The sequence below is a fragment of the Kitasatospora sp. NPDC029367 genome (assembly GCF_055569135.1).
The window spans coordinates 487,456-498,172 of sequence record NZ_JBVHYH010000001.1; the positions used below are offsets into that span (position 1 = coordinate 487,456).

The window sequence follows — 10,717 nt, forward strand, 5'->3', positions numbered from 1 at the left end:
TCCCCGCGAGGTGCCATCGTGTCTGCTCCGAACGTTCGTTGACTCCGGGCCAATATACTTGCGCAGCCGGCAGTCGCGCCGTGGAACCGTGCGCCCTCACGCGGGTGCCGCCCCGGGCGGCCGGTACACATACGGCCGGCTCCACCAACACGGGGGTTTGGTGGAGCCGGCACCAGTGCCCCGACGGCCGGGGGCCGTACGGGGCGGGGCCAGTGGGTCAGCGCTCGGTCAGGACTTCGGTACGGGCCACGGACGGCGCGGCGGACAGGTAATCATAATCCGGCACCGATACGGGAGTTGCCCTTCGGCGCCGGTCCACCAGGGCGCCCGCCGCGGCGACCGCCAGCCCGATCAGCGCGACCGCGGTGACCAGGACCAACGCCGGCCGGTAGCCGTCCAGCTGGGCCTGCGGGCTGTCGCCGCCCGCGCTCCCGGCGGTGAGCATCGCGGTCACCCCGGCCAGCACCACCGCGGTACCGACCTGGATCGCGGTGTTCACCAGTCCCGAGGCCAGCCCCTGCTCCTCGTCGGCCACCCCGTCGGTGGCGGCGATGTTCACCGAGGGGAAGGCCAGCGCGAAGCCCACGCCGAGCAGCAGCATCGAGGGCAGCACCAGGACCGGGTACGAGCTGTGCTCGTCCAGGCGCAGGAACAGGGCGAAGGCTCCGACCAGGGCCAGCAGGCCGATCGGCAGCAGCCGGCCGGTGCCGAAGCGGTCCACGATCGGGCCCATGAACGGGGCCGAGAACGCGATGAAGGCGCCGGCCGGCAGCAGGCCCAGGGCCATCTCCAGGGCCGACCAGCCGAGCAGGTGCTGGAGGTAGAGCGTGACGACGAACTGGAAGCCGCCGTACGCGCCGGCCATCGCGAAGGCGACGATGTTGGCCCGGGCCACCGAGCCGTTGCGGAAGATGCCGAGCCGGACCAGCGGGTGGGCGGCGCGGCTCTCGGCGAGCAGGAAGGCGGCGGCCAGCGCGACGACCACGACCAGCGAGCCGAGGGTGCGCAGGCTCAGCCAGCCGGCGCCCTGGGCCTCGGTCACGGTGAAGACCAGCAGGAGCACGGTCGCGGTTCCGGTGATCGCGCCCAGCACGTCGTAGCCGCCCTTGGCGGGCTCCTCGACCGGGCGGGGGAGCAGCCGGACGGCGAACAGCAGGGCGAGCAGCGCGACCGGGACGGGCATCAGGAAGGTCCAGCGCCAGCCGACCGAGGTGAGCAGTCCGCTCAGCACCAGGCCGAGCGAGAAGCCGCTGGCGCCGCAGGTGGTGTAGATCGACAGCGCCCGGTTGCGGGCCGGGCCCTCCGCGAAGGTCGTGGTGATGATCGACAGCCCGGCGGGGGCGGTGAAGGCGGCGCTGACGCCCTTGAGGAAGCGGGCCGCGATCAGCAGGCCGCCGTCGTCGACCAGCCCGCCGATCAGCGAGGCGGCGGCGAAGACGCCGAGGGCGACCAGGAAGACCCGGCGGCGGCCGAGCAGGTCGGCGGCGCGGCCGCCGAGCAGCAGCAGGCCGCCGTAGCCGAGCACGTAGCCGGAGACCACCCACTGCAGGGTGGAGGTCGAGAGGTGCAGTTCGGAGCCGATGGAGGGGAGGGCGACGCCCACCATCGAGACGTCCAGGGCGTCCAGGAACATGGCGGCGCAGAGCACGAGCAGGGTGCCCCAGAGGCGGGGTGTCCAGTTCAGCCCGCTGGTTGACGGGGCGTCGGGAGACGTGACGGTCGCGGTGGTCATGGGGAGGAGAGTACATGCACGTGCATCCAATGCAAATGAATTAGATGTGAATGCATAAATTTACGGTGCACGTGCTAACCTGGCGGCGTGGCTGAACTCGACCCCCTCGAGGCCTCGGCGGAGGCCGGTCTGATCGCGGAATGGCGCGAGCTGCTGGCCCGGCACGCCTCGGCCGTCTGTGCGCTCGACCGTGAGCTCGGCGAGAAGTACGGGCTGGGCATGAGCGAGTTCGAGGTGCTGGAACGTCTGGTGGAGGGCTGCCGGGTCGACGGCCGGCCCGCCCTGCGGTCCAGCGAGCTGGCTCCGACCGTCCACCTGAGCCAGAGCGCGCTCTCCCGGCTGATCGCCCGCCTGGAGAAGGGCGGGCTGGTGACCCGGGCGATGTGCGAGAGCGACCGGCGGGGCATCATGATCGCCCTGACTCCGGCCGGGCGGGAGCGCTACGACCAGGCCCGGCCGCTCCATCGCGAGGTGCTCGGGCAGACCCTCGGCGGCCGGTTCGCCCCGCTCTGCGGGGAGTCCCCGGTCCAGGGTTGACGGTACGTCAACTCCACTGCGTGGCTGGTGCGTTTGCGTTTTCGACGGTCCTAGAGCAACGAGTGCAGCCCCGGGGCGACGGCCAGCAGGATGGCTGCGGCGGGCGCGGCCAGAGCGGCGGCGGTCAGCCGCAGCCGGTGCAGGGCGGAGAGCCGGGGGCGGCCCGCGAGCAGCCGGTCCACCCGCTTCGGGGACTGCGCCAGCCCGGGCGGGCAGGAGCCGAACACCCCGCGGTCCAGGTTGAGTTCGGCCAGCGCGAGGGCGGTGGTGTGCCGCCCGTGCCGGCGGGCGGCCCGGTCGTCGGCCGCCAGCTCGACCAGCTCCGCCACCTGGTCCCGGAAGGCCCGGAACACCCGGATGCCGGGGAAGCCGGAGGCGAGCGCCTGGGCGAACTGCTGCAGCCAGTGGTGCCGGGCACGGACGTGGCCGCGCTCGTGGCTCAGCACGGCCGCCAACTCCCGGTCGGTGAGCTGCTGGAGGGCGCCGGTGGTGACCACCAGGCGGGAGTTCGGGCCGGGCAGCGACCAGGCCTCGGGGCGGACGTTCTCCAGTACCACCAGCCGCTCCCGGCGGCTCCGGGCGGCCTCGATCGCCTCGGGCAACTCCGGTGCCCTGGTCGCCAGTTGGGCGTGCCGACGGTTACGCAGGGCCTTGGCCGTACGGACCTCGCGGGTGAGCGCCAGCACCGTCTGCAACGCGCCCGCGGCCAGCACCGCGGCGCACAGCCGCCCCCAGCCCTCGGCGTCCTGGAGGCCGTACGCGGCCTCCACGCCGTGCGGGGCCCCGGCGAACACCCAGGCGCGCAGCGCGGGCTCGGCGGCGGAGGCGGCGAGGACCAGGCCCAGGGCGCAGCACAGCAGGACGGCCACCACGACGCACTGCCACACCAGCAGGGCCAGCACCGGTTCGCGCTCCACCCAGCGGGCCCGGGCCAGCAGCCGGGGCACCACGGTGGCGAGCAGCAGGCCGAGCAGCAGCAGGCCGGTCAGGGCAGTCATCGCATGGGCTCCCCGAGTACGCACGGAGCGCGACAGCGCGCTCCCTGCCAACCTATGTGCTGGCAACGCCCGGTGGAACGGCTTTCGGCGAGCCAGTGACCAACGCCACGCGCCGGGACCCGGGCCGGGCGGTAGCGGGCGGTGCCGGGCCGGTCCGGGCGTGGACGGGCCGGTCCGGGAGCGTCACATGGTCAGGAGCATGGCGAACATGCCGATCCCCATGGCCAGTCGGCAGGCCTGCGGCAGACCGGTGGTGCCGACCACGAGGGTCCCGGCCGGGGTGCGCAGCAGCCGGGCGCCGGTCCAGAGCGCGTAGCCGCCGAAGTAGAGCAGCAGGGCGCCGGTCAGCAGGGGTGCTCCGGCAGCGGCGGGGTGGTGGTGGCCGGCGGGCGAGACGGTCATCGCCAGGGCCAGGTACGTCATGGCGAGCGCGCCGACGGCATGGTGCAGCCGGTGGCCGCGGCCGCGGGGCGTCTGCAGGGCGGCGAGCAGGAAGACGGCCGCCGGGAGGCCGAACAGCACGGCCCAGACGGTGGCCGGGACGGTGGCACCGGTGACGGCCATCGCCGCCATGCCGAGCCCCATCAGGGCTTCGGCGGCGTCGGACTCCCGGGCGAGCGGCGGGTGGGCGCGGTGCGCGCCGTGGGGCGCGCCGTGGGGCGCGGCGGCGCAGGAGGGCTGCCGCAGGCGGGTCAGGCAGTAGGCGCCGGCGGTCGCGGTGAGGAGGGCGAGGAGCCAGTTGACCAGGGTGGGTCCGTGCAACGGCGGCCTCCCGGGGCGCGGACGATCGTCCCGTCCACGATCACCGCTCCGCCCCGAGGCGGCCAGGGCGCGTACGGGGGCGCACAGTGGTGACCGGCGTGGTGAGATCCACCCGGGGAGACCCACGCCCCCGCCGAGCGCCCCTGGGCCGACGGTTCCTCAGCCCTGGAGCCGCCCCGAGGCGACGATCCGGCTGAGGAACTGCCGGGTCCGCTCCTCCTGCGGATCGCCGAACACCTGCTCCGGCGGCCCCTGTTCGAGCACCACCCCGCCGTCCAGGAAGCAGACCTGGTCGGCGACCTCGCGGGCGAACCCCATCTCATGGGTGGAGAGGACCATCGTCATCCCCTGCTCCTTGAGGTCCCGCACCACCGACAGCACCTCCCCGACCAGCACCGGGTCGAGCGCGGCGGTGATCTCGTCGAGCAGCAGCAGCCGGGGCCCGGCCGCCAGCGCCCGTACGATGGCGACCCGTTGCTGCTGTCCGCCGGAGAGCCGGTCCGGGTACTCCCGGGCCTTCGCCGTCAGCCCGAGCCGGTCCAGCAGCGCGAGCGCCTTCTCCTCGGCCTCCGCCCGGCCGACCCGGTGCACCCGGCGCGGGGCGAGCGTGATGTTCTCCAGCACCGTCATGTGCGGGAACAGGTTGTACGACTGGAAGACCACCCCGATCCGGCGCCGCACGGCGTCCTCGTCCGCGCGCGGGTCGGTGATCTCCTCACCGTCCAGGAAGATCGCGCCGTCGTCGATCCCCTCCAGCAGGTTGACGCACCGCATCAGGGTGGACTTCCCGGAGCCGGACGCCCCGATCAGCGCCGTCACCGAGTGCTCGGGCACCGCGAGGCCGACGTCGCGCAGCACCACCTGGCCGCCGAAGCTCTTGCGCACCGACTCCAGCCGGAGCACCTCCGTCCCGCTCAAACCGCACCTCCCTGCAACTGCCGACGGTTCATCCGCGCGGTCAGCCAGTCGGCGACCCGGGTCAGCGGAACGGTCAGCACGATGAACACCAGCCCCGCCACCAGGTACGGCGTGAAGTTGAAGGAGTGCGCCGCGATGATCTTCGCCGCGTACACCGCGTCGATCGCGCCGCCGATCGAGACCAGCCCGGTGTCCTTCTGCAGGCTCACCAGGTTGTTGATCAGCGGCGGGACCACCCGCCGCACCGCCTGCGGCAGCACCACGTACCGCATGGCCTGGGCGTTGGTCAGCCCCAGCGAGCGCGCGGCCGCCCGCTGGCTCGGGTGCACCGACTCGATGCCGGAGCGGAACACCTCCGACACGTACGCCGAGTACGTCAGCACCAGCGCGGCCCCGCCGAGCAGCAGCGGGTCGGTGGTCACCCCGGTGAGCCGGAGCGCCGGCACCCCGGTGATCATCACCAGCAGGCAGATGATCATCGGCAGCCCGAGGAAGAAGTCCACGTACGCGGTGGCCAGCAGCCGCACCGGCAGGAAGACCGGCCCGCGCAGCGTCCGCAGCACCGCCAGCAGCAGCCCGAACACCAGGATCAGGGCGCCGCAGCCGAGCATCAGCTCCAGATTGAGCCGCAGCCCCCGGAGCACCTCGGGCAGCGCCTGGCGGGCGTAGTCGAGGTTGAAGAAGGTCCGCCTGGTCACCTCCCAGCCCGGGGAGTTGACGACCAGCAGGTAGAGGGCGACGGCCGTCAGCGCGGTCGAGGCGGTGGCCACCAGCGCCGACCGGCGGGCCCGCGCCCGCCGGTACGCCTCGTGCGCCAGCCGCCGCTCGGACGGGCGGTACCCGTCCTCCCCGGCCGGGGAGGCGGACCCGGCCGCGGCTCCGGCGGTGTCGACCGGCCCGGGCGGGCCCGCCTCCGCACTCACTTGAGCACCGGTGCCGAGACGGCGTCCGACAGCCACTGCTTCTCCAGCTTGGCCAGCGTCCCGTCGGCGCGCAGCGCGTCCACCGCCTGCGAGACGCACGGCGTCAGCCTGGAGCCCTTGTCCAGCACCAGCCCGAACTGCTCGGTCTTCGAGGCGGATTCGAACTGCCCCACCACCTGGGCCTCCGGCACCTCGGCGCCGGTGATGTAGAACGCCGTCGGCAGGTCGACGACCAGCGCCTCCACCTGACCGTTCTTCAACGCGGCCTTGGCCAGGTCGTTGGAGTCGAACACGGCCGGCTGGGTGCTCGGCTTGATGGTGTTGGTGATGGTGTCCAGGCTCGTGGTGCCGACCTGCGCGCCCAGCTTGGCGCCCTTGAGGTCGGCGACGCTCTTCGCGCCCGCTGCCTTGGAGCCCTTCAAGGCGATCACGGCCTGGCGCACGTCGTAGTAGCCGGAGGAGAAGTCCACCGCCTGCTTGCGCTCGTCGCTGATGGACACCTGGTTGATGTCGAAGTCGAAGTCCTTGGCACCCGGCGCGGTCGCCTTGCCGAACGGCGCGACCACCCAGCCGACCTTGTCCTTCGGGTAGCCCAGCTTCTCCGCCACCGCGTACGCCACGGCCGACTCGAAGCCCTTCCCGTTCTCCGGCTTGTCCTCGGAGAACCAGGGGTCGTACGCCGGCTTGTCGGTGCCGACGGTCAGCTTCCCGGCGGTCCGGGTGGCCAGCGCCCCCGGCGCGCAGCCCGCCGCCGCACCCGCGGTGCCCGGGGCGCCGGAGGCGGCGGCCCCGTCGGACTTGGCGTCCTGCGGCGCGCACCCGGTGAGCACGGCGGCGGCGACCGCCAGCGCGGTGAGGGGCAGGAGGGTGGACGGCTTGCGCAGGCTCATGGCAGGGCTCCAGGGGAGGACCGGGCGGGACGAGGGGGAGGGACCGGTGGGGTACTGCGGCCGGGCCGGGCGGGCCGCCTCCCGGCGGGTCACTTCCCCCCCGGTGGCGGCGCCGGAACACACACGGCATGGTCGGCGTACGGGCCCGCGTCCGCGGCGCCCCGGGCCGGATCAGCGACAGCGGCGGCAGTGGCAGCGGCTGGGCGCGCGGCGGCAGGGACAACAGGCCTGCTGACGGGAGGGCGCCCGGAACGGGTTGTCGTGGCGCTCGGCCACCGTGATCACCTCCGGGAGCATGCGGGGAGGTTCGCATCACAACGGCGCGGCTGTCCAGAACATCCAGGAAACCGTCCACATACCGGACAACCCGGGGCTCCGGCGGAACTTCCGGGGCCGGAGCGGCGGTACACGGGAGGTTTGCCGGTTGGGACCCCCTTGAACGGGAGAACCTTTCGTACTTATGGTGTCCTCGTTGAAATAACTCCTGTCGAAGTGAGTCCACGATGCAGAATCTTTCGCCAAGGCTCGCTGCGGCGGCCGACGCCCCGGCCTCGACCCTCGCCGCTCACCCGGCGTGGCTGCGCCTGAAGGAGGCCGTCGAGACGCTGCGCCCGCTGCAGTCCAAGGACGGCTCCATCGACCTGTCCGCGGTCCAGCGCCACACCGTCGACCCGCTGGTCGCCGACGTCCGGGCGTCCATCGAGGAGCTCGCCCCGTACTTCCCGCACGACGCCGCCTACCTGAAGGCCGTCGACGCGGACCTCGCCAAGTGGGCCGACACCGGCTACCGCGAGCCCGACTTCCTGGACTCGCTGCTCGCCTTCCAGCCCGCCGAGCGGCGCGAGGACGGCCTGGAGCACCTCGTCGTCTTCCCGATGTACACCCAGAACGGCAACCCGGACCGCAACCTGGAAGCCGTCCTGCTGAGCGTGGTCTGGCCCGACTGGCTGGCCGAGCTGGAGCGCACCCGGTTCGACAACCCGATGTTCGTGCCGATCACCTTCACGGACTTCACGGCCGGCTACGACACCAACTCCGCCGTCCTCTTCCCCGAGACGGTCGCCGTGCGCAAGGCGCCGGAGCGGTTCACCTGGGGCGGCATCTTCTGCGACCGCGAGGCCGCCCGCTTCCGCGCCGTCACCACCAGCGCCGTCCAGCAGCTCGGCCTGGAGATCCCGGCCGACGCCGAGGGCCTGCTCCAGGACCAGCAGCGCGCGCAGGAGACCTTCGTGCTGTGGGACCTCGTCCACGACCGCACCCACAGCCACGGCGACCTGCCGTTCGACCCCTTCATGATCAAGCAGCGCAGCCCGTTCTGGATGTACGGCCTGGAGGAGCTCCGCTGCGACCTCACCACCTTCAAGGAGGCGGTGCAGCTGGAGGCCGAGGGCAACCCGCACGCCCGCGACGTCCAGTACGCGATCCTCTTCGACCGGCTGTTCCGCTTCCCGGTCAGCGGCGACCGTGTCCGCAACTACGACGGCATGGGCGGCCAGCTGCTCTTCGCGTACCTGCACAAGCACGACGCGCTGCGCTGGCGCGACAACCGCCTCACCATCGACTGGGAGCGCGCCCCGCAGGTCACCAACGCCCTCTGCGCCGAGATCGAGACCCTCTACCGCGACGGCATCGACCGGCCCAAGCCGGCCCACTGGATCGCCGCCTACGAGCTGGTCTCCCGCTACCTCACCCCGCACCCGGCCTCGACCTGGGCCAAGGGCCCCGAGGCCCTCCCGCTCGACATCACCGACGGCAAGGCCCTGAACAAGGCGCTGTGCGACGCCGTGCTCCCGGACGAGTTCCCGCTGAGCATGTTCTACGAGGCCCTGTCCAAGAAGCTCCGCGGCGTCATCGCCGCCACCGCCGGCATCACCGGCGCCGGTATCCAGGGAGTCGCCGCGTGACCACCAACCCCTCCACCAAGCTGGCCGGCAAGGTCATCGCGGTCGCCGGAGCCAGCGGCCCGGCCGGCCAGGCCGTGCTGCGCCGCCTCGCGGCCGAGGGCGCCACCGTGATCGGCGCCGACATCGACCCCCGGCGCCTGGAGTCCGCCCTGGACGCCACCCGGGTCGCGGTGCGCGGAGCTAAGGTGAGCGGCCAGGTGATCGACCTGCTCGACCCGCAGGAGGTCCACGACTGGGCCGACCACCTGGAGGCCGAGCACGGCCACGTCGACGGCCTGTTCCACCTGGTCGGCGGCTGGCGCGGCAGCAAGACCTTCTTCGACAGCCGCCTGGACGACTGGGACTTCCTGCACGACACCGTCGTGCGCACCCTCCAGCACACCTCGCTGGCCTTCCAGCCCGCACTGGTCCGCAGCCCCGCCGGCCGGTACGCGATGGTCTCCGCCGCGGCCGCCCACAAGCCCACCGCGGGCGGCGCCGCCTACGCGGCCGCCAAGGCCGCCACCGAGGCCTGGACCCTCGCGATGGCCGACTCCTTCAAGAAGGAGACCACCTCCCCGGACGGTGAGCCCACCGCCGCGGCTGCGATCCTGGTCATCAAGGCGCTGGTCAGCCCCGAGATGAGGGCCGAGAAGCCGGAGGCCAAGTTCACGGGCTTCACCGACACCGCCGACCTCGCCGGACACCTGGCGGACCTCTGGGACCGCCCCGCAGCAGAACTGAACGGACAGCACCTGTGGCTGACAGCCCGATGACCGACCTCACCCGTACGGACGCGGTACGGCGGCACGACCCCGCCGTTCGCGGCTTCGCCAGCGACAACTACGCGGGCGTGCACCCCGAGGTCCTCGCCGCGATCGCCCTCGCCAACGGCGGCCACCAGATCTCGTACGGCGAGGACGAGTACACGACGCACCTCCAGGACGTCTTCCGCCGCCACTTCGGCGACAAGGCCGAGGCCTACCCGGTGTTCAACGGCACCGGCGCCAACGTGGTCGCCCTCCAGGCGCTGCTGCCGCGCTGGGGCGCCGTGGTCTGCGCCGACACCGCCCACATCCACGTGGACGAGGGCGGCGCGCCGGAGAAGATGGGCGGCATCAAGCTGCACACCGTCCCCACCCCGGACGGCAAGCTCACCCCCGAGCTGCTCGACCAGCAGGCCTACGGCTTCGGCGACGAGCACCGCGCGCAGCCGCTCGCGGTGTCCATCACCCAGAGCACCGAGCTCGGCACCCTCTACACGGTCGACGAGCTCCGCGCGGTCATCGACCACGCCCACCAGCTCGGCATGCTCGTCCACATGGACGGCTCCCGCCTGGCGAACGCGGCCGACTCGCTCGGCCTGCCGATGCGGGCCTTCTCCACCGACCTGGGCGTCGACGTGCTGTCCTTCGGCGGTACGAAGAACGGCCTGCTGCTCGGTGAGGTCGTGGTGGTGCTCAACCCGGAGCGGGTGCGCAACATCAAGTACCTGCGCAAGACCTCGATGCAGCTCGCTTCGAAGATGCGCTTCGTCTCCGTCCAGTTCGAGGCGCTGCTCGCGGGCGACCTCTACCTGCGCAACGCCGGCCACGCCAATGCGATGGCCCGCCGCCTGGATGCCGCGGTCCGGCAGATCGACGGTGTCGAGGTCGTGCGCCCGGTCCAGGCCAACGCGGTGTTCGCGATCCTCCCGCGCGAGGTCAGCGAGCGGCTGCAGAAGCGTTACCGCTTCTACTTCTGGAACGAGCAGACCGGTGAGGTGCGCTGGATGTGCTCCTTCGACACCACGGAGGCCGACATCGACGCCTTCGCGGCGGCCATCGCCGAGGAGATGGGCCGGGCCTGACAGCCTGATCTGACACCGCATCGCCTCCGCCCGGACCCCGGGCGGAGGCGATTTGCATGTGGCGGGTCGGTCCCCGTACAGTTCCGGAGTCGCCGCGGGAGACCGGGGCGACAAAGCGGAAAGCGAATCCGATGAATGAAACTCCGGAAAACGGAGCGGAAAACATCTGATAAGCTGGAAACACGAAAGAACGAAGCGCCCGGAGGGCCCGCTGGAAGGCGGTCC

The 10,717-nt window shown here is 72.4% G+C and carries 10 protein-coding genes; 4 read left to right on the plus strand and 6 right to left on the minus strand.

The window, feature by feature from the left end:
• Positions 1–217: 217 nt before the first annotated feature.
• Positions 218–1,732 carry an MFS transporter gene (locus ACZ4W5_RS02185; RefSeq protein ID WP_465652159.1) on the minus strand — a complete coding sequence of 505 codons (1,515 nt, stop codon included), beginning with the start codon at positions 1,730–1,732 and terminating at the stop codon, positions 218–220.
• 87 nt (positions 1,733–1,819) lie between these two features.
• On the opposite strand from ACZ4W5_RS02185, the gene ACZ4W5_RS02190 reads away from it, so the two are divergent.
• A complete protein-coding gene (locus tag ACZ4W5_RS02190; protein WP_465652161.1) occupies positions 1,820–2,269 on the plus strand; it encodes a MarR family winged helix-turn-helix transcriptional regulator in 450 nt (149 codons plus the stop codon).
• A gap of 50 nt (positions 2,270–2,319) precedes the next feature.
• Here ACZ4W5_RS02190 and ACZ4W5_RS02195 read toward each other — a convergent pair whose 3' ends face one another.
• The 5 genes from ACZ4W5_RS02195 to ACZ4W5_RS02215 form a co-directional block, all read right to left on the minus strand.
• Entirely contained in the window at positions 2,320–3,267 is a 948-nt protein-coding gene (locus ACZ4W5_RS02195; protein WP_465652163.1) for a M56 family metallopeptidase, read from the minus strand.
• Positions 3,268–3,450: 183 nt separating this feature from the next.
• Positions 3,451–4,029 (minus strand): DUF5134 domain-containing protein, encoded by a 579-nt coding sequence (locus ACZ4W5_RS02200; RefSeq protein ID WP_465652165.1) that lies wholly within the window; start codon positions 4,027–4,029, stop codon positions 3,451–3,453.
• Between the two features lie 159 nt (positions 4,030–4,188).
• Positions 4,189–4,947, minus strand: coding sequence for an amino acid ABC transporter ATP-binding protein (locus ACZ4W5_RS02205; RefSeq protein ID WP_465652167.1), 759 nt, complete (start codon positions 4,945–4,947; stop codon positions 4,189–4,191).
• Positions 4,944–5,765, minus strand: coding sequence for an amino acid ABC transporter permease (locus ACZ4W5_RS02210; RefSeq protein ID WP_360238860.1), 822 nt, complete (start codon positions 5,763–5,765; stop codon positions 4,944–4,946). The genes ACZ4W5_RS02205 and ACZ4W5_RS02210 overlap by 4 nt, the downstream gene beginning before the upstream one ends.
• 101 nt (positions 5,766–5,866) lie before the next feature.
• A complete protein-coding gene (locus tag ACZ4W5_RS02215; RefSeq protein ID WP_360238707.1) occupies positions 5,867–6,760 on the minus strand; it encodes an ABC transporter substrate-binding protein in 894 nt (297 codons plus the stop codon).
• 503 nt (positions 6,761–7,263) lie between these two features.
• On the opposite strand from ACZ4W5_RS02215, the gene ACZ4W5_RS02220 reads away from it, so the two are divergent.
• Genes ACZ4W5_RS02220 through ACZ4W5_RS02230 form a run of 3 tightly spaced genes read left to right on the plus strand, consistent with a single transcriptional unit; the run spans position 7,264 to position 10,492 of the window.
• On the plus strand, positions 7,264–8,664 hold the full coding sequence (locus tag ACZ4W5_RS02220) for a DUF6421 family protein (protein ID WP_360238705.1): 1,401 nt from the start codon (positions 7,264–7,266) through the stop codon (positions 8,662–8,664).
• On the plus strand, positions 8,661–9,419 hold the full coding sequence (locus ACZ4W5_RS02225) for an SDR family NAD(P)-dependent oxidoreductase (protein WP_360238703.1): 759 nt from the start codon (positions 8,661–8,663) through the stop codon (positions 9,417–9,419). The genes ACZ4W5_RS02220 and ACZ4W5_RS02225 overlap by 4 nt, the downstream gene beginning before the upstream one ends.
• On the plus strand, positions 9,416–10,492 hold the full coding sequence (locus ACZ4W5_RS02230; RefSeq protein ID WP_360238858.1) for a threonine aldolase family protein: 1,077 nt from the start codon (positions 9,416–9,418) through the stop codon (positions 10,490–10,492). The genes ACZ4W5_RS02225 and ACZ4W5_RS02230 overlap by 4 nt, the downstream gene beginning before the upstream one ends.
• Positions 10,493–10,717 lie beyond the last annotated feature (225 nt).